This is a genomic window from Xenorhabdus stockiae, assembly GCF_002632825.1.
Lineage (GTDB): Bacteria > Pseudomonadota > Gammaproteobacteria > Enterobacterales > Enterobacteriaceae > Xenorhabdus > Xenorhabdus stockiae.
On record NZ_NJAJ01000003.1, the window covers coordinates 118,637 to 143,705 of the forward strand.

The 25,069-nt window shown below is 42.4% G+C and carries 21 protein-coding genes; 12 read left to right on the forward strand and 9 right to left on the reverse strand.

What is annotated here, in order from left to right; translation table 11 throughout:
- Nucleotides 1-2: 2 nt before the first annotated feature.
- The gene (locus Xsto_RS01800; protein ID WP_099123912.1) at nt 3-1,202 is read right to left on the reverse strand and encodes an efflux RND transporter periplasmic adaptor subunit; all 1,200 of its coding nucleotides are present in this window, start codon (nt 1,200-1,202) and stop codon (nt 3-5) included.
- A gap of 152 nt (nt 1,203-1,354) precedes the next feature.
- On the opposite strand from Xsto_RS01800, the gene acrR reads away from it, so the two are divergent.
- Together acrR and mscK are read left to right on the forward strand one after the other, a co-directional pair.
- Nucleotides 1,355-2,005, forward strand: a complete 651-nt coding sequence (gene acrR, locus Xsto_RS01805; protein ID WP_099123913.1) for a multidrug efflux transporter transcriptional repressor AcrR — start codon at nt 1,355-1,357, stop codon at nt 2,003-2,005.
- Between the two features lie 143 nt (nt 2,006-2,148).
- Nucleotides 2,149-5,610: a mechanosensitive channel MscK gene (gene mscK, locus Xsto_RS01810; RefSeq protein WP_099111368.1), complete on the forward strand. Its 3,462-nt coding sequence runs from the start codon at nt 2,149-2,151 to the stop codon at nt 5,608-5,610.
- A 178-nt stretch (nt 5,611-5,788) separates the two neighbouring features.
- Here the strand turns inward: mscK and rsmS are convergent, their stop codons facing one another.
- Together rsmS and priC are read right to left on the reverse strand one after the other, a co-directional pair.
- Entirely contained in the window at nt 5,789-5,959 is a 171-nt protein-coding gene (rsmS, locus tag Xsto_RS01815; RefSeq protein ID WP_099111367.1) for a pleiotropic regulatory protein RsmS, read from the reverse strand.
- 24 nt (nt 5,960-5,983) lie between these two features.
- On the reverse strand, nt 5,984-6,526 hold the full coding sequence (gene priC / locus Xsto_RS01820; RefSeq protein ID WP_099111366.1) for a primosomal replication protein PriC: 543 nt from the start codon (nt 6,524-6,526) through the stop codon (nt 5,984-5,986).
- A 204-nt stretch (nt 6,527-6,730) separates the two neighbouring features.
- Here priC and apt point away from each other — a divergent pair, with 204 nt between their 5' ends.
- The 9 genes from apt (at nt 6,731) to Xsto_RS01865 (ending at nt 17,431) form a co-directional block, all read left to right on the forward strand.
- On the forward strand, nt 6,731-7,282 hold the full coding sequence (gene apt, locus Xsto_RS01825) for an adenine phosphoribosyltransferase (RefSeq protein ID WP_099111365.1): 552 nt from the start codon (nt 6,731-6,733) through the stop codon (nt 7,280-7,282).
- Nucleotides 7,283-7,400: 118 nt separating this feature from the next.
- On the forward strand, nt 7,401-9,404 hold the full coding sequence (gene dnaX / locus Xsto_RS01830) for a DNA polymerase III subunit gamma/tau (RefSeq protein WP_099123914.1): 2,004 nt from the start codon (nt 7,401-7,403) through the stop codon (nt 9,402-9,404).
- A 47-nt stretch (nt 9,405-9,451) separates the two neighbouring features.
- The gene (locus Xsto_RS01835) at nt 9,452-9,781 is read left to right on the forward strand and encodes a YbaB/EbfC family nucleoid-associated protein (protein WP_099111363.1); all 330 of its coding nucleotides are present in this window, start codon (nt 9,452-9,454) and stop codon (nt 9,779-9,781) included.
- Nucleotides 9,781-10,389, forward strand: a complete 609-nt coding sequence (gene recR / locus Xsto_RS01840) for a recombination mediator RecR (protein WP_099123915.1) — start codon at nt 9,781-9,783, stop codon at nt 10,387-10,389. The genes Xsto_RS01835 and recR overlap by 1 nt, the downstream gene beginning before the upstream one ends.
- A 222-nt stretch (nt 10,390-10,611) precedes the next feature.
- Nucleotides 10,612-12,501 carry a molecular chaperone HtpG gene (htpG, locus tag Xsto_RS01845; protein ID WP_169926580.1) on the forward strand — a complete coding sequence of 630 codons (1,890 nt, stop codon included), beginning with the start codon at nt 10,612-10,614 and terminating at the stop codon, nt 12,499-12,501.
- A gap of 172 nt (nt 12,502-12,673) precedes the next feature.
- Nucleotides 12,674-13,318 (forward strand): adenylate kinase, encoded by a 645-nt coding sequence (gene adk / locus Xsto_RS01850; RefSeq protein ID WP_099111360.1) that lies wholly within the window; start codon nt 12,674-12,676, stop codon nt 13,316-13,318.
- Nucleotides 13,319-13,655: 337 nt separating this feature from the next.
- Nucleotides 13,656-14,621: a ferrochelatase gene (gene hemH, locus Xsto_RS01855; RefSeq protein ID WP_099123916.1), complete on the forward strand. Its 966-nt coding sequence runs from the start codon at nt 13,656-13,658 to the stop codon at nt 14,619-14,621.
- Between the two features lie 213 nt (nt 14,622-14,834).
- Nucleotides 14,835-15,947: an LPS O-antigen length regulator Wzz(fepE) gene (gene wzz(fepE), locus Xsto_RS01860; RefSeq protein ID WP_099123917.1), complete on the forward strand. Its 1,113-nt coding sequence runs from the start codon at nt 14,835-14,837 to the stop codon at nt 15,945-15,947.
- A gap of 173 nt (nt 15,948-16,120) precedes the next feature.
- A complete protein-coding gene (locus Xsto_RS01865; RefSeq protein WP_099111357.1) occupies nt 16,121-17,431 on the forward strand; it encodes an inosine/guanosine kinase in 1,311 nt (436 codons plus the stop codon).
- Nucleotides 17,432-17,491: 60 nt separating this feature from the next.
- Here the strand turns inward: Xsto_RS01865 and ybaL are convergent, their stop codons facing one another.
- Both ybaL and Xsto_RS01875 read right to left on the reverse strand, forming a co-directional pair.
- Nucleotides 17,492-19,204 carry a YbaL family putative K(+) efflux transporter gene (ybaL, locus tag Xsto_RS01870; RefSeq protein ID WP_099123918.1) on the reverse strand — a complete coding sequence of 571 codons (1,713 nt, stop codon included), beginning with the start codon at nt 19,202-19,204 and terminating at the stop codon, nt 17,492-17,494.
- A 221-nt stretch (nt 19,205-19,425) separates the two neighbouring features.
- On the reverse strand, nt 19,426-20,667 hold the full coding sequence (locus Xsto_RS01875; RefSeq protein ID WP_099123919.1) for an MFS transporter: 1,242 nt from the start codon (nt 20,665-20,667) through the stop codon (nt 19,426-19,428).
- A 350-nt stretch (nt 20,668-21,017) separates the two neighbouring features.
- Here Xsto_RS01875 and ushA point away from each other — a divergent pair, with 350 nt between their 5' ends.
- Nucleotides 21,018-22,676, forward strand: coding sequence for a bifunctional UDP-sugar hydrolase/5'-nucleotidase UshA (gene ushA, locus Xsto_RS01880; protein ID WP_099123920.1), 1,659 nt, complete (start codon nt 21,018-21,020; stop codon nt 22,674-22,676).
- Nucleotides 22,677-22,792: 116 nt separating this feature from the next.
- Here ushA and Xsto_RS01885 read toward each other — a convergent pair whose 3' ends face one another.
- The 4 genes from Xsto_RS01885 to Xsto_RS01895 all read right to left on the reverse strand — a co-directional run bounded on the left by Xsto_RS01885 (nt 22,793) and on the right by Xsto_RS01895 (nt 24,975).
- On the reverse strand, nt 22,793-23,122 hold the full coding sequence (locus Xsto_RS01885) for an acetyltransferase (RefSeq protein ID WP_244590323.1): 330 nt from the start codon (nt 23,120-23,122) through the stop codon (nt 22,793-22,795).
- Nucleotides 23,123-23,319: 197 nt separating this feature from the next.
- Nucleotides 23,320-23,487 carry a hypothetical protein gene (locus Xsto_RS21355; RefSeq protein ID WP_169926578.1) on the reverse strand — a complete coding sequence of 56 codons (168 nt, stop codon included), beginning with the start codon at nt 23,485-23,487 and terminating at the stop codon, nt 23,320-23,322.
- A 159-nt stretch (nt 23,488-23,646) separates the two neighbouring features.
- On the reverse strand, nt 23,647-24,123 hold the full coding sequence (gene ybaK / locus Xsto_RS01890; protein ID WP_099123922.1) for a Cys-tRNA(Pro)/Cys-tRNA(Cys) deacylase YbaK: 477 nt from the start codon (nt 24,121-24,123) through the stop codon (nt 23,647-23,649).
- Nucleotides 24,124-24,165: 42 nt separating this feature from the next.
- Entirely contained in the window at nt 24,166-24,975 is an 810-nt protein-coding gene (locus tag Xsto_RS01895) for a TraB/GumN family protein (RefSeq protein ID WP_099123923.1), read from the reverse strand.
- Between the last annotated feature and the right edge of the window lie 94 nt (nt 24,976-25,069).

A 25,069-nucleotide genomic window follows, 5' to 3' on the forward strand; every position in this document is an offset into this window, starting at 1 on the left:
CTTTATTGAGATTTTTTGGCTGATTCAGTTTTATTTGTTTCAGGTTTGGCATCCAGATCCACTTCTGTTGGCTGAACAGTAGCTCCCGGCGCGGCTTTAAACAAACCTGTGACAATCACTTTATCTCCGGCCTTCAACCCTTCAGTGACGAGCCACTTATTACCAATTGCCTGAGGAGCTTTGAGATAACGCAATTCTACTTTGTTATCTTTATCAACAATCAGTGCTGTTGCCTGCCCACGAGGCGTTCTGGAAATGGCTTGTTGTGGTACCAGAATCGCATTATGGCGAACACCTTCCTCCAGCTTGGTACGGACAAACATACCCGGTAGGAGTTCTTCATTCGGATTTGGGAAAACTGCGCGCATTGTGATGGTACCTGTTGTTTCTTCAACGGTAATATCAGAAAACTCAAGGTGGCCCGTCCGGCTATATTCCATTCCTGTATCTGTGACTAAATGAATTTTGGGCTTGCCGTTTTCTCGCTGGATCGTACCTTTTGCGATTTCATTTTTAAGCCGCAGATAATCATCACTCGATTGAGTGATATCAACATAAATCGGATCCAATTGTTGAACACTCGTCAGTGCCGTTGTCTGGCCGGCAGAAACCAAAGCACCTTCAGACACAGCCGATTTACCTATACGTCCGGAGATAGGCGCAGTGACTTTGGTATAGGCTAAATTGATACGGGCACTTTCCAGCGCTGCTTTAGCAGACTGAACATCTGCGACAGCCTGAGCGTAATCAGAGTTAGCTTTATCAAATTCCTGCTTACTGACATATTGTGTTCCCAGCAGTGGCTTATAGCGTTCAACAGTTAAATGGCCGACGTTTTCATTTGCTGTTGCTCTGGCTAAGTTTGCTTTGGCTTTATTGTAATCAGCCTGATAGCTTGCTGGATCAATTTGGTAGAGTGATTCTCCGGCGGTGATATCACTGCCTTCTTTGTAATTACGTTTCAGGATGATGCCACTGACTTGAGGACGGACCTCGGCAACTCGGTAAGCTGAAGTTCTGCCCGGCAATTCAGTGATGACTGTCAGAGGTTCAGCTTTGAGCGTCACGATACCGACTTCAGGAGCCTGCTCGCCAGCAGCCCTTTGCTGAGTATTTTGATTATCGTTACATCCTGAGAGAATGAAGCTGCCTGAAAGTACCAGTAATGTGGCCAGAGGCAAAACCCCTCTGTTTTTTAGCATAAGTAAACCTCAATTTTTCAATGTAAACTCTCGAGCTTTATGAGCGTTAACGAGTGAAATTATTACTTCATTAATGAGCGGTGCTATAGTACAAACATACATGAATGTATGTAAATCAGCCTTGAGTCAAAAACAAAGTTTATGGCATGAAAATGGCACGAAAAACTAAACAGCAAGCTAACGAAACCCGCCAACACATTATCGAAGCCGCGATAAAGGTCTTTTCTGAGTGTGGTGTGTCTGCAACATCATTATCTGAAATCGCGGTTGCAGCGGGTGTAACGCGAGGTGCAATTTACTGGCACTTTAAAAATAAAACTGATTTGCTTTTTGCTGTGTGCAAAATGCCAGCAAACAAAATAGACGCGTTAGAGAAAGAGTATCAGGCAAAATATCCTAATAATCCACTCCTCGTATTGAGATATATATTAATTTTTCTACTAAAAGTCATGACGACTGATTCTCAAAATCGTTTATTAATGGAAATATTTTTCCACAAATGTGAGTTTGTTGGAGAGATGTCTTCATTAGCTGAACAGATTAGAGAAGTCTGTATTTCTGATTATCAAAAAATAGAAGACATGTTGGTTATGTGTATTCAGTCAGGAGAGTTACCTTATAATCTTGATATAAGGCGTTCAGCCGTCATGTTAAGGGCATTAATGACCGGGTTGCTTGAAAACTGGTTATTTGCACCAGAGAGTTTTAATATTCAGGCACAATCTGAGTCTCTGGTGGATGGCTTTATTGACACACTAAAATATAGTCGTCACTTGCGTCGCATTGAAGATGCATCGTACTGAGTAAGTGAAACCAATAAAAAGACAATTAAGCGGTAAAGGCTATGCATCTATACATTATGGTGATGGCTCTTTCTTAACGAGCAGAATTGCCGGTACTTCAGTGCTATCATTCCATTATCTGTAAATGATGAGTAGATTAATTCATGGTTCTATTTAACCGCAGTTTGAGTGTCTTACTCAACAAAGCGGGTCTGTTATGCAATAAAAGGCCCGATATATTATATATTCGCCAGCTGGGCCTAATCAGCCTGCTTTTTTTTCTGCTGTTTTTTCTTCACCCGGCCTCGGCTGCATTCAGCAATGATGTACCAACACGTGATGATATCCAGAATCAGCTTAAGGTGTTAACGGACCGTAATGAGCATACTCTTGAAGAGAGAGCTTCGATCGCTGATTTGGAAAAAGCACTTTCTTTCTTTGATAAGATTGAGAAGATTCAGCAGGATTCTGAGCAGTTGGAAAAAAATTTACAGCAATTACCTCAGAAGTCACAACTACTCACCGCTGAGTTAGCGAGCCTGAAAAATAATTCTCAACAAAATGAGGATGAATATAAGAATAACCTGGCGACTCTATCGCTGAAACAACTTGAATCTAAACAGAGTGTTACACTTAACAGTTTACAAAAAGCGCAGGACAATCTCGCGAACTACAATAGCCAACTGATTGGGTTGCAAACACAGCCTGAACGGACACAAAATCTGCTGTTTAATAATGTCCAAAGATTACAGCAAATCCGTAATTTGCTTAATAATGCTGTTACGGAGCAATCGGACGTTCGCCATACTGAGATTGAATTATTACAGGTAGAGCAAGCTTTCCTGACGCAGCAAAAAGAATATCAAAAATCGGCTCTGCGCGCGAATACACAGCTGCAAACTCTTCTACAGCTACAGCGCGATTATACCTCCTTCCAGATTGAACAATTAGAACGGCATGTCCAGTTTATTCAGGATATGGTTAATGGAAAGCACTTAATTGATTCGGAGGAAACCGCGAAAGAAGCCCAGAATTCAAATGATACCAGCCCCCATATTCAATCTAATCCGCTGGTCAGAGAAGAAATTATGGTGAACCGTGAATTCAGTGAGCGTCTGGTAGCGGCAACACGGGATAATAATCAACTGGTGAAGAAAAAAATTCAGGTGAAGAATTTTTTAGACAGAGCTATCCAGTCTGAACGTGATTTAAAAGAACAGGTTAAGGTGTTACGCGGTAGTTTATTATTATCGCGCATTTTGTTTCAGGAACAGCTACAGGTTCCTCAAACTGTCCTGACAAAGGATTTACCCACGAAGATTGCTGATTTACGGCTGGAGCAGTTTGAAATCTCACAACATCGTGATCAACTTTATTTAGTGGACGATTATATTAATCAACTGCTGAATCAACATGCCAATGATATAAAAAATGAATCTCAGGAAGCCGTCGGAGAAATCCGTAATGCGATAGGGCAATTGTTGGAAATTCGTCGAGAGCTGTTGAATCAATTGAATAACCAGTTGGGGCAGCAGATCACACAAGCGATTAATTTACAGATGGATCAACAGGAGTTGTTGAATGTGACACAATCGCTGGAACAGACGCTCGCCCAACAGATTTTCTGGGTTAACAGTAATAAGCCGATGAATTGGGTCTGGCTGAAATCATTGCCTATTTTAGCTCATGAAGAGCTGACTCACTTTAGTGTGCACTTTACTATCAGAGGGATTATTTCCGGGTTGCAGAACTCTGTCCATTTTGTCATTCCTCTATTACTGGTAGGTTTGTTTCTGCGTTGGCAGACAAAAAGTATTAACGCACACTTGAAGAAAATTTCAGCTGAAATAGGGCAGCTACGCAGGGATAGTCAGCTACATACTCCACTGGCTTTGGTTCTGACGCTGATAAAAACGCTGCCACTGGCGTTTATTATTCTGGCTATAGGTTATTGGTATTCGAAGTCAGAGGATGAACTGGGAGGAATGATATGGGATTTCTCCAGTCATTTGGCTTTATTCTGGGTTGTCTATGGCTCCAGTTACCAAATTCTGGAAAGAGGTGGGATTGGAGAGCAGCATTTTTCACTCGATAGAGAAGTTTGTTCCTTATTCCGCAAAAATCTGGTCAGATTATCAGTCGCTTTGCTGCCGATTTTGTTCTGGATAACTCTGGGAGTTAAGCATCCGCTTCGTTTGGCTGATGATGTGATCGGTCAATGTACAGTGTTGATTTGCCTGCTCTTCGTTTTTATCTTTGTTTTTCCGTTCTGTCGTCAGGTATGGCGTGAAAAAAGTTCGCATATGATCCGCACGATCGTGGTGACAATGTTGACTTTTTCACCACTGATTCTGATAGTACTGATGGTGTCAGGTTATTTTTACACGACGTTACGCTTGTCTGAACGCTGGCTTTACAGCGCTTATTTGCTGCTTCTCTGGCATATTTGCTATCAATCTTGTCTACGTGGATTAAGCCTTGCTGCCCGTCGTATCGCATATCGCCGTGCAATGTCTCGCCGTCAGGCACAGTCAAAAGAAGGTGCGGAAGGTGAAGTCATCGAAGAACCGCCAATGGCCTTGGAGCTGATTAATCAGCAATCATTACGTCTAACGACCATGGTGCTGTTTTTGATCTTTTTTATGGCGTTTTACTGGATTTGGTCTGATTTGGTGACGGTCTTTTCTTACCTTGATGGAATAAACCTGTGGCAATACAGCACGACAACCGATCAGGGAAATATTCTGCAACACGTTACCCTGAAAGATTTGGCACTCTCAGTCGCAATGCTGGTTATTTCATGGGTGATGATGCGAAATTTGCCGGGGTTATTGGAAGTATTAGTGCTGTCCCGCTTACAGCTACAACAAGGTTCTTCTTATGCCATTAAGACAACGCTGACTTATTTAATTATCGGTGTCGGCGGAATTAGTGCATTGGGCACATTGGGAGTTTCGTGGAATAAATTACAATGGCTGGCAGCGGCCCTTTCGGTTGGTTTGGGATTTGGGTTACAGGAAATCTTTGCCAACTTTGTTTCGGGCTTAATTATTTTATTTGAGCGCCCTGTTCGTATCGGGGATACCGTAACAATAGGGACTTATTCCGGTTCAGTCAGTAAAATCCGTATTCGGGCTACAACAATCACTGATTTTGACCGCAAAGAAGTCATTATTCCTAACCGGGCTTTTGTGACAGAACGCCTGATCAACTGGACCCTTTCTGACACTATCACACGCATTATTATTAAAGTTGGTGTCGCCTATGGCTCCGATCTCGATAAGGTGAAAGAAGTCATGTTGCAGGCGGCGAAAAGTAATCATCGTGTAATGAATGAACCGGAACCACAGGTTTATTTTATGAGTTTCGGTGCCAGTACGCTGGATCATGAATTGAGGCTTTATGTAAGGGAGCTGGGAGATCGCAGTCGTACAGTCGATGAGGTAAACCGCAGTATAGATAAATTATGTCGGGAAAATGATATTAATATTGCCTTCAATCAACTGGAAGTCTATTTGCATAACGGTCAGGGCAATAGCTTGCAAGAGGTTAAAAGGTCGATAAGTGGTGCTCAGTACCAGACTGGTGAACCTCCAACGCCTGATGATAAGCCGTTCTTACCTTAAATAATCATAATATACCCAATGAATTTCAAATTGCTTCGCGGCGGTAAGGGAGTGAGTCCCCGGGAGCATAGGTAACCGTATGTTTATAAAAACGGTGACTGGGGTGAGCGAGTGCAGCCAACAAAGAGGCAGTTTGAAAAACGACGGGTATAAAAGGGGAACATTCCGGGTTGTACAATCAGGAGTGTTCCTCAGATTGTTGAGGTAATTGTTTTAATTTTCCCTGTAGATCTTGTCTGACGATATCTAATGCTGCCAAAGCCGTTTCTGGGGAAATATCATTACATTCGAGCAGGTAAATGAGATCAACTGCAAGCTTGACCTCTGGCGGTGCATTTTCGAGTGACATAATGGGGTATTCCTCTAATAATCATTAATCAGAATGTTCCTGCTTTTCTATCGTTCTTTCTATGCGCATTAACGCTTGACGACAACGAGCCAGTCTGCCTGCCAGAGCAGCGATCTCTTTTTGCAGTTTATATTTATCGACTGCCTCAGCTTTCTGAGCCAGTTGTAATTCTCGGTCATCAATCATTGCCATTAATCGGCGTTCATAATCCTGATGTTCGGCCAGACGATGATAAAGATCCTGCTCTTGTGACTGACGCCCGAATTTATCTTCCTGTTTGCGGAGAACCTGCGTGGATAATTCCCGTTTCAAAGCTTCTATTTGCATCACTAAACGTTCAGAGAGAAATTTAACCTGTACAGTGCGATTATCCCGGACGCAGCTTTTCAGTTGATCCATATTCTGATTAATTTCCAGCATATAGCCACTGAGTTTATTCGTATGGCAGTGGAATAACGCCTGATCAAAACGAGCAATTGAAAATGGTATATCTGGCAGGGAAGATAATTCGGCTGCTAGCATACTGATTTGTTTTTCAAGCACATCTAATAAATTTTGTATACCCATCAGTATCCCGTTATAGTCGATAATCTTTTGGTTGAATGCTATTTCATCTGACCCGCGCTGTGTTTAACGATACGCAGGGATCAGCTGAGGATAAGCTTGATACATATCAACAAAAATTAAGCTACAACTTGCTTTGTTGTTGCTTTTTCCCGGTAGTTTGCATAGATTTTAGCGTTTTCATTTTTTAACTGGCTGGCATTGATTATGACCGCTAACGCACAAAAACTGCAATTTATTAAAGATAGTATCGAAACAATACCTGATTATCCGAAAGCAGGCATACTTTTCCGCGATATTACCACGTTATTGGATAATCCTGTTGCATATCAGGCGACGATCGATTTATTGGTAGCTCATTTTCAAGGCAAAGGTATTACCAAAATTGTCGGTACTGAAGCTCGTGGTTTCTTGTTCGGGGCACCAGTGGCACTGCGTCTGGGGGTAGGTTTTGTTCCCGTCCGTAAAAAAGGTAAACTACCCAGAGAGACGTTAAGTGAAACTTATGATCTGGAATACGGTACTGATACATTAGAAATTCATAAAGATAGCATCAAAGCCGGAGATAAAGTCCTCGTTGTTGACGACCTGCTTGCAACCGGTGGCACGATTGAAGCAACTGTGAGCTTAATCCGCCGTCTTGGTGGTGAGGTTTCAGAAGCGGCCTTTATTATTGGTCTTCCTGATTTGGGAGGAACAGAACGCCTGAAAAATCAGGGTATTGATAGCTACACCCTTGTTGAATTTCCAGGCCACTGATCGCTCTTGTCTTTGCATTGATTGCTCTGATTTTTGCATAATTGATACATCAGCCTCGCCGACTATGGTGAGGCTGTGCTAGCATGATAGGCAGTCGTGTTCAATTTCCCCGGTATTCATGAGCTATCAGGTACTTGCCCGTAAGTGGCGCCCACAAATATTTTCTGATGTGATTGGTCAGCAACATGTGTTGACTGCATTGGCTAATGGTCTTGAACACCAGCGCCTCCATCATGCTTATCTTTTTTCCGGCACACGTGGTGTTGGGAAGACTACTATTGCCCGCCTGTTGGCAAAGGGCCTGAATTGTGAAATAGGTATCACAAAAAACCCTTGTGGACAGTGTGTTAACTGCCTTGAAATTGAGCAGGGGCGGTTTGTCGATCTGATTGAAATCGATGCTGCGTCACGAACAAAAGTAGAAGATACCCGTGAACTACTGGATAACGTGCAGTATGCCCCAGCCAGAGGGCGTTTCAAAGTTTACCTTATTGACGAAGTTCACATGCTGTCCCGCCATAGTTTTAATGCATTACTCAAGACATTAGAAGAGCCGCCGGAGCATGTGAAATTTTTGCTGGCGACGACAGATCCACAGAAATTACCCGTAACCATTCTTTCGCGCTGTCTACAATTCCATCTGAAAGCACTTGATGTCAGCCAGATTTCAAGCCAGCTGGAACATGTGCTTAATGCGGAACAAATAGAGAGTGAAGCTCGAGCTCGTCAGCTATTGGCCCGTGCAGCGGACGGCAGTATGCGTGATGCTCTGAGTCTGGCTGATCAGGCGATTGCTCTTGGTGGCGGAATACTGACAGCAGATATTGTCAGCCAGATGTTGGGAACGCTGGATGATGAACAGCCTTTAGAAATGGTTGAAGCTCTGGTTCGTGCGGATGGACAGAAACTTCTGACTTTAGTGGAACAGGTCGCAGCCCGTGGTATGGACTGGGAAAACCTACTGGTCGAAATGTTATCGTTGCTGCATCGTGTTGCGATGATTCAGTTACTGCCTCAGCAACCAGAGATTGAGCCTTCTTCAACAGAAGGGCGCTTACGGTTGTTGGCAAGATCAATGCCACCCAGCGATTTACAACTTTATTATCAGGCGTTGTTAACTGGCCGTAAAGATCTCCCCTATGCCCCAGAGCGTAGGATGGGGGTTGAAATGGCATTATTACGTGCTCTGGCATTTCATCCAAAAACGATAATTGAAGAAGTGCCAGCCTCTAATAACGCAGATATACCGGTCTCACAGGGTACAGCATTCATGCCTACGCAGCAGCCAGTGTCTGGTAATTTTGGTTCTGTCAGCCCTGAATCTGGTATGACAGATAAACAACCCTCTGCCCAGAAACAGAAAATGGCCCCAAGGGAGGGGTTAGAACCAGTTGCTGACAGCCCGACTGCAAAATTACTACAGGCAAAAAATCTGCTTTCGCGGCAGGAAGGCACTTCCTCAAAAGGAAGTGCTCCTCCAAAAAAGGCTGAGCCGGCAGCGTCTGTTAAGGCGAAGCCGGCGAGTTCGGCACTGGAGCGATTGGTTGCAGTGGCCGAACAACGGCCTCAGTCTTTTGTTCCCAAGGCACGTGAAGTTAAACCGGTAAAGCAAGAAGCTTATCGGTGGCGTGCGAAAAATATTGAAGAAAAGAAGGTTGTTACAACACCAAAAGCTATCAAATCAGCACTTGAATATGAAAAAACACCTGAATTGGTGAAAAAGCTGGCTATTGAATCCAGACAGCGGGATCAATGGGCGGCTGAAATTGATAATCTGAATATTCCTAAACTGGTTCAGCAGGTAGCCTTGAATGCATTTAAAGAGCAGATTAATGAAAATCAGTTCTGTCTTCATCTGCGTTCAAAGCAACGTCACCTAAATTCGGCATCGGCACAGAGATCTTTATCGGAAGCGTTGACGGAATTGCATGGAAAACCTATTGAACTCAGCATTATTGAAGATGATAATCCAGCAGTAAAAACACCGCTGGAGTGGCGACAAGCCATCTATGAAGAAAAATTGGCACAAGCGCGCCAATCCATTATTTCGGATAAAACGATCCAAACACTTCAACAATTGTTTGATGCTGAAGTGGATGAAGAAAGTATCCGGCCTGTTTAACCCCGCAGTGTGTATTGATACTGTGTCTACAGCAAAGAGAGAAGATTATGTTTGGTAAAGGTGGTTTGGGCAATTTGATGAAACAGGCCCAGCAGATGCAAGATAAAATGCAGAAAATGCAGGAAGAAATTGCAAATCTGGAAGTGACTGGTGAATCTGGTGCAGGTCTGGTGAAAGTCACCATTAATGGTGCACATAACTGCCGTCGTGTCGAAATCGATCCAAGCCTGATGGAAGATGATAAAGATATGCTGGAAGATTTGATTGCTGCGGCATTCAATGATGCAGCCCGTCGTATTGAAGAAACTCAAAAAGAAAAAATGGCTAGTGTTTCCAGCGGAATGCAGTTACCACCCGGCTTTAAGATGCCTTTCTGATGCAAACCAGCCCTCTTCTTGAATCCCTGATGGAATCATTGCGTTGCTTGCCGGGAGTCGGTCCCAAGTCAGCACAACGGATGGCGTTTCATCTTTTACAACGGGATCGTAGTGGCGGTATGCGGCTTGCTCAGGCATTGACACGTGCTATGTCTGAGATTGGACATTGTCAGGACTGTCGAACGTTTACAGAACAGGAACAGTGCACGATTTGTACCAATCCCCGCCGTCAGCAAAACGGTCAGATCTGCGTGGTTGAAAGCCCGGCGGATATCCACGCTATTGAACAGACGGGTCAGTTTGCGGGGCGCTATTTTGTCCTTATGGGGCATTTATCGCCGCTGGATGGCATCGGTCCTATGGATATCGGCTTGGATCGTTTGGAAGAACGTTTATCTTCTGAAACGCTGTCGGAAATTATTCTGGCAACTAACCCAACTATCGAAGGAGAGGCAACTGCGAACTATATTGCTGAAATGTGTTCGCAATATGGTGTGACCGCCAGTCGTATAGCACATGGTGTTCCTGTTGGAGGGGAGCTTGAAATGGTAGACGGAACAACGCTGTCCCATTCCCTTGCCGGTCGCCATAGAATTACTGATTTGTGATCATACCCCCATTTTTTAATGGAAAATTCCAATGGATGGTGTTGTGAAACCCGCCACCATCCATAATTATTTGTATAACTGATTGTTTTTAAAAGTCTAAATAATTAATTTCACATTCTTCTTATTCTCTGAACTTGAAACTCTTAAGTTTTATCCCCATCTGATTACCATCGTCCGATTTTACATATCTGAACTGGATTTAGATTGAGGTAATAAATGAGCATGAAAGATCAGGAAACCCGTGGATTTCAATCAGAAGTCAAACAACTGTTACAGTTGATGATCCATTCTCTCTATTCCAATAAAGAAATTTTCCTCCGTGAGCTGATTTCAAACGCATCAGATGCGGCGGATAAATTACGTTTCCGTGCATTATCAGCGCCAGAACTGTACGAAAATGATGGTGAACTGCGTGTTCGTCTGGCTTTCGATAAAGAGAATAAAACAATTACCATTAGTGATAATGGTATTGGTATGACCCGTGATGAAGTGATCGATAACCTGGGAACGATTGCAAAATCTGGTACTAAGGCATTTCTTGAATCTATCGGCTCTGACCAGGCTAAAGACAGCCAATTGATTGGTCAGTTCGGTGTTGGTTTTTATTCTTCCTTTATTGTTGCTGATAAAGTGACTGTACGTACCCGTGCAGCAGGTGCGGCGACGGAACAGGGTGTATTCTGGGAATCAACCGGTGAAGGTGATTACACTGTTGCTGATATCGAAAAAGCAGAACGTGGAACAGAAATTACCCTGCATTTACGTGAAGGGGAAGATGAATTTTTGAATGACTGGCGTTTGCGTTCTGTCATCGGCAAATATTCTGATCACATCGCCTTACCTGTTGAAATTGAAACCCAGACTAAAAATGAAGAAGATGATTCAGTTACTGTAGCATGGGAAAAAATCAACAAGGCACAGGCACTGTGGACCCGCGGTAAAGCTGAAATCAGCGATGATGAATATAAAGAATTTTATAAACACATCTCCCACGATTTCGCCGATCCTCTGAGCTGGAGCCATAACCGTGTTGAAGGAAAGCAGGAGTATACCAGCCTGTTGTATATCCCTTCTCAGGCACCATGGGATTTGTGGAACCGTGAACATAAACACGGGCTGAAACTGTATGTACAGCGTGTCTTCATCATGGATGAAGCTGAGCAGTTCATGCCAAATTATCTGCGTTTTATTCGCGGGCTGATTGATTCCAATGACCTGCCACTGAACGTTTCCCGTGAAATTCTACAGGACAGTTCAATCACTCGTAACCTGCGCAGCGCACTGACTAAGCGCGTATTACAAATGCTGGATAAGCTGGCAAAAGATGATGCAGAGCAATACCAGTCTTTCTGGCAGCAGTTTGGTCTGGTTCTGAAAGAAGGTCCAGCCGAAGATGGCGGAAATAAAGAAGCTATTGCTAAGCTGCTGCGTTTTGCGACTACGCATAATGACAGTGCTTCACAAACTGTTTCTCTGGAAGAATACGTCAGCCGCATGACCGAAGGTCAGGAGAAGATTTACTACATTACCGCAGATAGTTATGCTGCTGCGAAAAATAGCCCACATCTGGAACTGTTCCGTAAGAAAGGCATTGAAGTTCTGCTGTTATCTGACCGTATCGATGAGTGGATGATGAGCTATCTGACAGAATTCGACGGAAAATCATTCCAGTCAGTCAGCAAAGCTGATGAATCTCTCGATAAACTGGCGGATGAAAACAAAGCAGATCAGGAAGAAGAAGATAAAAAACTGGAACCATTCGTTGAGCGTGTGAAAACACTGCTTGGCGAACGTGTGAAAGAAGTCAAGCTGACCCATCGACTGACTGATACACCGGCGATAGTGACCACTGATGCTAACGGAATGACCACTCAAATGGCGAAACTGTTTGCAGCGGCAGGACAGTCAGCACCGGAAGTCAGCTATAACTTTGAACTGAACCCGGATCATAATCTGGTTAAAAAGGCAGCTGAAATTCAGGATGACAGCCAATTTGCTGACTGGATTGAGTTGTTACTGGAGCAGGCTCTGTTTGCTGAACGTGGAACGCTGGATGATCCAAACCAGTTTATCCGCCGTATGAATCAATTATTATTAGCTGAAAGCGCGTAATATCGTTTAAATTATGCCAATAAACCACGCTTCAACGGAAAATGAGGCGTGGTTTGTTTTTTGATAAGCGCGAAAACGTTTACCTGTTTTCTTGAGCGACTACCATTCCAGTGGTATGGTGGTTCGTTTTCTTTAAAAAATACGAAAAGCAAATAGCAAGGGGATTTACGCGATGCGTATTATTCTGCTGGGCGCGCCAGGCGCCGGTAAGGGGACTCAGGCGCAATTTATCATGGAGAAATATGGGATCCCTCAAATTTCGACAGGTGACATGTTGCGTGCCGCAGTAAAAGCAGGCAGCGAGCTGGGTTTAAAAGCAAAAGAACTGATGGATAATGGCAAACTGGTAACTGATGAGCTGGTTATTGCTTTGGTTAAAGAGCGTATCAAACAAGATGACTGCCGTAACGGATTCTTGTTGGATGGGTTCCCACGTACCATTCCTCAGGCTGATGCTATGAAAGAAGCGGGTGTCAGTGTTGATTATGTACTGGAATTCGATGTGCCGGATGAAATTATCGTTGATCGTATTATCGGCCGCCGTGTACATGCCCCATCAGGTCGTGTTTACCATATCAAATTCAATCCACCAAAAGTGGAAAATCGTGACGATATTACAGGCGAAGAACTGACTGTTCGTAAAGACGATCAGGAAGATACTGTCCGTAAACGTCTGGTTGAATACCACGCTCAGACTGCACCTCTGGTTTCTTACTATCAGCAAGAAGCACAGGCAGGTAATACAAGCTACTTTAAACTTGATGGGACACGTCAGGTTGCTGAAGTTAGTGAAGAGCTAGCCCGCATTCTGGGTTAAGACTCTGGGGTATTAGTGCCCTGAGGTATTAGTATCCCGAATAGTTGCGCGACAGATTTCAGATTAATTTGATCCTGAAGCATAGAGCAGGCGGTGTGAATACCGCCTGACTTTCACCTTTCCGTATCAGATCCCCCCCATAAAATGTATTATACCCTTCGTCTTTCAAGTTGCCTCTTTGTTGGCTGTGTTCACTCACCCCGGTCACATAGTTATCTATGCTCCCGGGGATGCGTTCCCTTGCCGCCGCAACGCACCTTGAAATCCATTGTGTATGTGACTATCACCGAGTTTTATCCTGAATTATCCGTCACTTTAATGGGTGGAGTGTTGAATAATGAGTAATCGTAATTATGGTGTGCTATTAGTTAATCTTGGTACACCAGACGCGCCGACACCTGCTGCAATAAGGCGTTATCTGGCACAGTTTTTAAGTGATCGGCGAGTCGTGGATATTCCGCCATTGATTTGGAAGCCTCTGTTGTATGGCATTATACTTCCTTTCCGTTCTTTCCGTGTAGCCAAGCTGTATCAGGAAATCTGGACAGATGAAGGCTCGCCTTTATTGGTTTACAGCAAACGTCAGAAACAGCGATTAAGTGAAAAACTGGGTAATATACCTGTTGAGCTGGGAATGACTTATGGTTCACCTTCATTAACTCAGGCAGTAGATAAATTACTACAGCAGGGTGTTGAATATCTCATCGTACTTCCTTTGTATCCTCAGTATTCAAGTACAACATCAGCGGCAGTATTTGATAGTCTCAGCAAAATATTACAGGGATATCGTACTATCCCACATTTAAAATTTATCCGCAGTTACGCACGGCACCCGGCATATATCGCCGCATTAAAGGAAACTGTAGAACAGAGCTTTGAAAAGCATGGTCAACCTGACCGCCTGATTCTTTCCTACCACGGTATCCCTGAGCGTTTGGCTGAAATGGGTGATATCTATCCACAGAACTGTCTGGCGACAACTAAATTGCTAACGGAATTGTTGGACTATCCGGCAGACAGAATTATGATGACATACCAATCGCGTTTTGGGCGTTTACCGTGGTTAGCACCTTATACGGATAAAACAATAGCTCTGTTGCCGGAGCAGAATGTGGAGCATATTCAGGTACTGTGTCCGGGATTCGCATCCGATTGTCTGGAGACGTTGGAAGAAATTAAGCAGCAGAATAAAGCTATTTTTTTAGATGCGGGCGGGAAAAAGTTTGAATATATACCAGCACTTAACGATAATGAGGCGCATATTTCACTATTCATGCAATTAATCAATGATGCCATGAGATAACGAATAACTGGTAGTTATGGATTATGGCAGGGTTTCATACCGGAAGTACATTGGCAGATATGGATATTTTTGCTTATAGTTAGACGGTGTATATTCTGTCAATTGTGTGATTTTTTTAGAGTATTGCTTCAAAATCAATATATAACGTAAGCTGGAAATTAATCTGGCAGGGAATAACGAGAAGCAAAATTATTTGGATTGGACATAGAGATAATGAGTAATAAACCAGTTAAGCATACAGACTTTTATGAGGAACATGCAGACTATTATCATCCAAGGCAAGATGATGAAATTGATCTGTTTGAACTGTTCTCCGTAATATTTCAGTCAAAATATTTGATTATTGCAGTATCCTTTATTTTTGCCGTGATTGGCTTTGGTGTTGCGTCATTTTTACCACAAAAATGGACCAGTACGGCGGCAGTGGTACAACCTGAGCTGGAACAGTTTCAGCCATTAAAAAACGTCTTAACAGAACTGAATGTTCTTAGTCTTGATCCAGAGATTACAGAGTATTCACTATTTAAGCGTTTTGTTGAAAACTATAACTCCCGTGTACTGCGTGAAGAATATCTGGTAGACACCGATTACTTCAGAACACTGCTTGCCAGTAAAGAAGATATTACGGCACAGGCTAAAAGAAGTCTGATTGAACAGATTGTAAATAAAAATATCTCTTCAACTGTACCCAATAAAAAAGATAAAGATGATGAATTTTATGAAACAACGCTTTCTTTCAGTGCGGGGACAGCAGAAGATTCATACAAGTTATTGTCTGGTTACATCAAATTTATCTCCTCTGTTGTGCGTGACCAGATAAAAGATGAACTGAATGATGCAGTGAGTCAGAAACTGGCTTACTCGAAAAAAATGTATGATATTGATTTGGGACGCATCACCAACATGCGTGTTACCGATATTGAACGACTGAAGTATGCAATTTCTATTGCCAATTCAGCGGGTATAAAAAAACCAGTCTCCAGTGGTGGCGCAGTTGTTAAGGATGACCCGGATTATTCAATCGCTCTGGGTGCTGATGCGTTGCAACGTAAATTGCAGATCACTGAAGGCATTACTGATGCAACAACGATAGATCCTGACTTACGTAACCGTCTTCTTTATATCAAAAATCTGGAAGCGGTAAATATTGATAAGCTTGATTTCCAGCCATTCAAATATATGCAGGAGCCTTACGAGCCAACGGCGAAAGATTCACCTAAGCGTCTGTTAATCCTGATTGGTGCTGGCTTTATCGGTTTTATTCTGTCGGTAATGTTTGTCCTGATGCGCCATATGGCGCGTAGCCGTCAGAAGCAAGTAGCCTGAAGCTTATAAGCTACATTTAATCATCAGTAGCTTATAATCAGCGAAATTTGGCAGCCAGTGTGTGTTATCACATTGGCTGTTTCTTTTCATCAATACTGAATACTGTGTTTTTTGTTTCATAGTGGGATTATGCTAATATGGCGCATGTTTTGGCTCCATAGCAACAATCAATTATGAAATTCCCCGGAAAACGCAAATCTAAACACTATTTTCCTGTCAGTCTGAGAGACCCTCTGCTTCAGCCCATCAAAGAGATGATGGATACTGAAAATAATCGAGCATATATTGTTGGTATTGACCAGATATTGGTAGATATTGAAGCTAAGGTTGATGAAAGCTTTATCCAACGTTATAACCTGAGTCAGGGACATTCATTAGTTATTGAAGATGATGTTGCTGAAGCGCTCTACAATGAACTGGCAGATAATAACCTCATCAGCCATGAATTTGCGGGTGGAACGATTGGTAATACTCTGCATAACTATTCTGTGCTGGCTGACGACAAATCTGTGTTGCTTGGCACCATGTGCAATAACATTCAAATCGGTAGCTATGCCTATTGCTATCTTTGTAATACTTCCAGCCGGATGGATTTGAATCATCTTCAGGGTGTCGATGGCCCAATTGGCCGCTGTTTTACTCTGATCACTGAAAATGGTGAAAGAACATTTGCCATCAGTCCGGGGCTAATGAATCAGCTTAAACCGGAAAGTATTCCTGAGCATATTATTGCAGAAGCATCAGCACTGGTAATCACGGCCTATCTGGTACGCTGTAAATCAGGTGAACCAATGCCGGAAGCAACCATGAAAGCCATTGAGTACGCGAAGAAACATAATGTGCCAGTTGTTCTGACACTGGGTACAAAATACGTTATTGCGGACGATCCTCAGTGGTGGCGCGATTTTCTGGCAGAGAATGTTTCTGTGGTAGCCATGAATGAAGATGAAGCTCTGGAACTGACCGGATTTAGTGATCCTCTGCTGGCTGCAGATATGGCACTAAATTGGGTTGACCTCGTATTATGTACTGCTGGCCCGGCAGGGTTGTATATGGCCGGTTATACAGAAGAAGAGTCCAAGCGTCAGACATCACACCCATTATTGCCGGGAGCGATTGCTGAATTCAATCGTTTTGAATTCAGTCGTGCCATGCGTCAGGATGATTGTCAGAATCCTATGCGGGTCTATTCTCATATTGAGCCATATATGGGAGGACCTGAAAAAATTATGAATACGAATGGTGCCGGAGATGGCGCACTGTCTGCCTTACTGCATGATATTACAGCTAATAGCTATCATCGTATGAACGTCCCTAATTCGAGTAAACATATGCGCTCTTGCCTGACATATTCTTCTCTGGCTCAGGTGTGTAAGTATGCGAACAGAGTGAGCTATCAGGTATTGAGTCAACATGCTCCACGTCTGACACGCGGTTTACCAGAAAGGGAAGATAGTCTGGAAGAGTCTTACTGGGAACGTTAATTTCTGATTCAGGAGTATCCCCCCTTGAAATTATAGGGATACTCCCTATTAATCAATTCATTATGCTGCTGATGAATTAGTTGGTGAAAATGCCGATGGTAGCGCTATCGGGCAGTCAGGCGTGGATTCAGGGAGTGAATCAGCCATCGCTCTGGCGATTTCATGTTCGCCAATAATAATATGATCAGCGCCACGTGCCGTAAGGTAAGTGACTTCATCATCGTAATGAGCGCGAACGATAATATTGATATCTGGCCTGATTGCTCTTGCACTCTCGATAATTTTGCCGGCTTCATAACCATTCGGGATAGTCAGGAATAGCGCACAAGCACAATCCAATCTTGCTAATGCCATGATATCTTCTCTGGCAGCATTCCCCATCACAGCACTAATCCCCATTTCTCCCAACTCTTCAAATCGGGCACGGGTATCCTCAATTGCAACCAGTGGAAAAGGTTTTTCCTGCAAACGCTGGCAAAGCAGGCGACCGACCCTGCCATATCCCACAACAATCGCATGGCCGCAAATATTGACAGGGATTTGAGTTTCTTCCTCTAATGTTTCTTCCAGTATCTGTTCTTCTATCGTTTCTGTTTTTTCCAGATAGCGATCCAACAGGCTGAATAAAATCGGATTCAACATAATGGAAATAATAGCCCCAGCGAGTATTAGGTTACGTGCATCATCATCCAACACGCCTAAAGTGACACCTAATCCAGCCAGAATAAAAGCAAACTCACCAATTTGGGCAAGACTGACAGAAATAGTCAGTGCGGTACGTCGTGAGTGGCCGAAAAGCCTGACCAGCAACAGTGCTGCGACAGATTTACCGATAATAATAATGGCCAGCGTTCCTAAAATGGCAATGGGCTGCTGGATCAAGATTATTGGATCAAACAACATACCGACCGAAACAAAAAACAGTACAGCAAAAGCATCTCTGAGTGGTAAAGTATCCTGTGCGGCTCTATGACTCAGCTCTGATTCATTCAGTACCATCCCGGCAAAAAATGCTCCCAGTGCAAATGAGGCATCAAACAGCTCGACTGCACCATAGGCGACCCCTAAGGCGATAGTGAGGACAGCCAGGGTAAATAACTCGCGTGAGCCTGTACTGGCTGTTTTTGCCAGCAGCCAGGGGATCAGACGGCGGCCGACAAAAATCATCAATAAAATAAATGCGACAACTTTGCCGACGGTAATGGCAAGTTCAAGAAGTAATTGGCCGATATCAGTATTATGGTTATCTAAAATACCCGCAGAAGCAGGCAGTAATACCAAAGCCAGCACCATTGCCAGATCTTCGACAATCAGCCATCCAATAGCAATTTTCCCTCGCTGGCTGTCAATGAGTTGGCGTTCTTCCAGTGCTCTGAGCAGTACTACGGTACTGGCGGTGGACAGGCAGAGGCCAAAGACAATTCCGCTGAATAAACCCCAGCCCAGTAATTTTGACAGGCCGGCTCCTAATAGCGTTGCCACGGCAATTTGGGCAATCGCTCCCGGGATTGCAATTGATTTTACGGCTAATAAATCTTTGAGTGAAAAATGCAGACCGACACCAAACATCAGTAAGATCACGCCAATTTCTGAAAGTTCAGGCGCCAGAGAAGTATCGGCAACAAAACCTGGTGTAAAAGGCCCGGCAAGCACACCGGCCATAAGATAACCTACCAAAGGTGAGATTTTCAGACGCTGTGCAAGCATGCCAAGCAGATAGGCGAGGAGAAAACCGCCAACAATAGTCGTGATGAGAGGTGTCGAATGCTCCATCAAGTCTCCTTCTGAGTTGGATAAATGTAATAGGATGTATTATCAGATTGGGTAATTATTAATTTTACAAATAATTTGAAATATTTGCTTGAAAAATATACTTTTTTGAGAAAATGAGGGTGATCTACATAAAGAGCATTGTAATGGTATTTTATGTAGATCTTTTTATTATTTACTCATGTTTACAAAGATAAATGATGGTAAATAATGAATATTTTTTATTATTTAGTACTGATTTTATTATGTTTATTTCCTATGTTTGGTAAAAATAGAGTGAAAATGCCAAGAAGTGGTAAAAAAGCACAGATTTTATAAACTAATTCTATACTGGTTTTATCTGCTATATATCCGAGAGCGGCTGCTCCGACACCTCCCATACCGAATGCTAATCCAAAGAATAATCCCGCTATCATCCCTGTGTTGCCGGGAAGTAGCTCCTGTGCATAGACGAGAATGGCGGAAAATGCAGATGCCAGTATCAGGCCGATAATAACGGTGAGTATGCCTGTCCAGAATAGTGATGCATAAGGCAAGAGAAGAGTGAAGGGGGCAACACCCAGAATCGAACCCCAGATGACATACTTACGGCCGATTTTATCTCCGATAGGGCCACCAATCATGGTGCCTGCGGCGACAGCAAACAAAAAGACGAAAAGATGAATCTGTGCATTTTGAACAGAAACACCAAATTTTTGGATCAGATAAAAAGTATAGTAGCTGCTGATGCTGGTCAGATAGAAATACTTTGAAAAGATCAGTATTAGTAGAATGATGAATGAACGGACAATGATTTTTCTGGGAAAAACAGGCTCAAAGCTTGTATTGGAGGCGTGGCGTGAAGTCGTGCGATACTGCATTTTGTACCATTGACTGACTTGTAACAGAATGATGATAGCCAGCAGAGCTGCCAGAGAAAACCACCCTATATTTCCCTTACCGTAAGGCGCGATGAAAATAGCGGCTAACAGTGGGCCAAGTGAACTTCCCAGATTTCCGCCTACCTGAAATAAAGATTGCGCTAATCCAAGACGCCCACCCGAAGCCATTCGGGCAACTCTGGATGATTCTGGGTGAAAGACCGATGAACCTGTACCGACCAGTGCTGCAGCCAGCAGTATCATAGGAAAACTTTCGGCATAAGCCAGCAAAAGCAATCCGGAAAGGGTAAAACCCATCCCAATGGGTAGCGAATAAGGTTTAGGATGTTTATCTGTATATAAGCCAATGAGGGGCTGTAGTAAAGACGCCGTGACCTGATATGTCAGAGTTATCATTCCAATCTGTATAAAACTGAGCGTAAATTCAGATTGTAATAGTGGATAAATCGCCAGAATCAGCGATTGGATCATATCGTTCAAAAGATGAGACAGGCTAATTGCGCCAAGAATAGAGAAAACCGTTTTCTGTGTTCTTTTTTGTGAGCCTGATTGTGGAATTGTACTATTTTGCTTATTTATGTTCATTTCTTCACCAATGTCACCTGTGTTGTATGGTGTTGAACGGTTATTTAATTGTTACACCTTAATGCATATTCACTTTCCAATAAAACCTTTGCTCATCTTGGTATAATTTGATGCCTATCGCAAAAAAATGGAACAACACTCTATTTAATAGCTTATTTATGTAATCTTGATCGAAAAAATACGGCATTAAGTGCTGTTCCGCTAGTCTGTTCTGTTGTTGAATATATGCCTGTGCCAGCCATGTTTCTTGTCATAAAAAATCACACTCTTTGAAATGAGGCAGGTTTTAACATCATTGAAAAACAATAACAGTCATGCAGTCAATTTATTTAGGAGCATGGAGATATCCGATGAAATTTTCATTTAAAGCGTCAGTATGTACCCTTGTTGTTTCTCTGGCTTTGTCACCGATGGTGGCTTCGGCCTGGGAAAAAGATAAAACGTACGATATTACGATCTTGCATACCAATGATCATCATGGTCACTTTTGGCAGAATGATCATGGAGAGTACGGATTGGCTGCTCAGAAAACGGTAGTAGATTCCATACGACAGGAAGTGGCTAAAAAAGGTGGCAGCGTATTACTGCTATCGGGTGGAGACATCAATACGGGTGTACCTGAATCGGATATGCAGGATGCCGAGCCGGATTTTAAGGGAATGAATCTGGTGGGTTATGATGCGATGACACTGGGAAATCACGAATTTGATAAACCTTTGAATGTTCTTTATCAACAGGAGAAATGGGCTAACTTCCCATTTTTGTCAGCGAATATCTACCAGTCCAGTACCAATAAGCGTTTATTTAAGCCCTATGTGATATTTGATAAGCAAGGGGTGAAAATTGCTGTTATTGGCTTAACCACTGACGATACCGCGAAAATAGGTAATCCGGCTAATTTCCCGGATGTGGAATTCCGTGTACCTGCGAAAGAAGCGAAAAAAGTCATTGATGAACTGAAGAAGAATGAAAAACCGGATGTCATTATTGCTGCAACGCATATGGGGCACTATGACGATGGTCACCACGGTACAAATGCTCCCGGAGATGTGGAAATGGCGCGTAGTTTACCTGCTGGCTATCTAAATATGATTGTGGGGGGGCATTCACAAGATCCGGTCTGTATGTCTGCGGAAAATAAAAATTATAAACAAGTGGATTATGTACCGGGAACACCTTGCTCTCCGGATCGCCAAAATGGAACGTGGATTGTTCAGGCCCATGAATGGGGCAAATATGTCGGTCGGGCAGATTTTCAATTCCGTAATGGTGAGTTTAAGTTAATGCACTATCAGTTAATTCCCATCAATTTAAATAAAAGAGTCAAACAAGAAGATGGGAGTACTGAGAGAGTTTATTACACTCAACAAATTCCCCAGAACGCAGAAATGCTGAAATTGTTGACCCCTTATCAGGATAAAGGCAATCAGAAACTGAGTGTCAAAATTGGGTCAGTTGACGACAAATTAGAAGGTGATCGTAGTAAGGTTCGTTTTATACAGACTAACATGGCTCATCTTGTGCTGGCCGCTCAGATGGAGCGGACTAATGCTGATTTTGCTGTGATGAGTGGTGGCGGTATTCGTGATTCTATTGAAGCAGGGGATATTACTTATAAGGATGTATTAAAAGTTCATCCATTCGGTAATCAGTTAATTTATGTTGACTTCAAAGGCAGTGAAGTTCTGCCTTATCTGACCGCTGCGGCTAATATGGACGCGGATTCAGGTGCTTATGGTCAATTCTATAATGTCAGTTTTGTGAAAGAGGGTAAAAGCATCAGCGACGTAAAAATTGCTGGGAAGCCTTTAGATCTGAATAAAACTTATCGTATGGCAACATTGAATTTCAACGCTATCGGTGGTGACGGTTATCCACGAATTGATAATTTGCCGGGATACGTAAATACCGGTTTTGTCGATGCGGAAGTATTGAAAGGATATATTGAAAAACACTCTCCACTGAAAGCCGCTGACTATGATCCTAAAGGCGAAATAATTTTCAAGTGATAATAAGTCAAAGCTGATTTTTGCTAAAAAAGACCATCTTTAAGACAGATGGTCTTTTATTTATCAGTTGAAATGGTAATAAATAATCTGAAGTAGGTATGGTTGAAGGCAAATAATTAATTATTTAATATCATAGTTATTAGCGTATTTTTCTCTCCTTCTTTTTTGGGTAATTCTTTAAATCCATTTGAAGTGTATAGCTCGATAAGTTTGGTATTGTTTTCACATTCTAAAGCAATTACTCTTCCTCCAATCAGGGTTTTTACCGTAAGAATAATGCTTTTCACATAAGTAAAAATTCCGTTTAATTTTATCGTGTTTTTACTAATGGAGAAGTTTTTTGCTATTTGCCCGACTAAATAAACTTTTATTGTATTAGCATTTTTACTGATACCGTTTAGTTTCTTTGTCATTGTTTTTGAAATTTCAAAATTATATGTTTCCAATTCCTTAAAAGTTAATGAAAAGTAGGCGAGAATTAACCCTTTTTCATTTATTATCAGATATGTTCTAGTTACATCAGCCTGTTCAAATCTAATTGCATTTATGTGTAAAAAATATTCTACATCTGGGTTGACGGGGCAGGAGAATGAAAGTAAATATTTTATAGTCTTATCTCTGCCTAGTATCGATAATACTTTACTTAAAGTGAGAATTTTCGTTTTAATATTTCTATTGCCTCTTCTTGTTGAGCTTCAATGTCTATTTTTTCAAAATCGGTTTTAAATGGCCTTCTATTAGCCTTGCGTAACATCTTAATTGCCTTAGGGTCAGTAATCACAATTTGCCGGAAAATTGACGAGGTAGCCATTTTATCTCCTTTTATTTAAATATATTAAGTTACTTAAAATAGTAAATGATATTATTTTTGCCATAAGGAAAGTATATCGATATTAGAAAGTTGAACAAGACTCTGTTTTTGGGAAAACAGAGCCGGCTCGAAAAATTTATAAGTAATTACAATTGATTTTCAAATTCTGGCGATATCAGCAAATGAACCATTTAATAGTTGGCATAAATCAGCAGGAGCCAGTTCAATATCCAGACCTCGTTTGCCGCCGGAAATAAACAGAGTAGATAAAGACTCTGCCTGGCTATCAATAACAGTAGGGAGACGTTTCTTCTGGCCTAATGGACTGATTCCTCCTACCAGATAGCCCGTAATCTTTTGTGCCAGTTGAGGGTCTGCCATATCGGCTTTTTTGGCTTTAAATGCTTTGGCGACTTTTTTCAAATCCAGTTGTCTTGCAACAGGGGTGACAGCGACAACAAGATTTTTAGGATCACCATTTAGTGAAACCAAAAGGGTTTTAAAAACTTTTGTTGCATCTAAACCCAGTTTTCTGACTACTTCATCACCAAAGTTATGTTCATTGGCATCGTGTTCGTAAGGATGAATCTTAAAATTAATTTTTTGTTTTTCCAGCAGAATGATGGCGGGGGTCATATGTTATGTCCTATATATGCTTCAATTATTTAAAATGTTTTTTTATTCTTGTTGCTGCAACAACTGTAGCAAATTGTTTTCACCATGAAGGTGTAATGCACCGACCGCCACTACATATTTTCCCGCAGGTAAGGCACGTAACTGTGTGCTCCATTGGTAGTTACGTTCAGTCATCAGAGTTTGGTAAATAGCGTCGCAGAAAGTTTGTGGCAATACCGGGTTTTTCTGGTCTGTTTTGTAATTCATCCACCAGCCAATCATAGTTTGTAAAGCTCGGGCATTAGTATGCCAGTGAACAAGCGTATCTTCTAATAGAGAAAGGCCACCATTTGGCAACTCGGTAAGCAAATTGATCTGCTTATCTGTTCCTTCCAGCTCGATGATATCTTTATCAATGGCTTTTGCGCTGTTCAGTAATTGGTAATCAATCCCATATTGAGGACTCATTCCCAAATATTTAGCCTGAGCAGCCTGAAGGATCAGGGCAACCTGCCAGGAAGGCAGGCGATCCAGCAATTCTATCGGCTGATGGATCTCATGGCAGTATTGCTGTAGAAACGAAAAGTGTTCAGATGATAAACGTTGTGACAGACCGGCCTGCTCAGGGAGTATTTGCTGAAATGGCGACCCTGACGGGGTAATATCTGCTTCAACAATTAAAGAATTGCATTGTTCCAGTTGTTCCAGCAATACTTCAGAAAGTGGATACATATTTTCTGTACCCATATGGATACTGCCAACAATATGTAATTGTCTGTCCTCAGGCAGAGTGACATCATAAGCAGGATAGGGGTAATTTCGTTGGGAATTTAGTCCTAATACATTACTGAGATAGGTCATGAGTTTTCCCATTTCACAACTCCGTTAATGGACGTAAGTTGATATGCTAATGTATTAAAGGTTAACAGGAAAGTGTGAAAAAGTGCGAAATTCATAGGGTATGTAT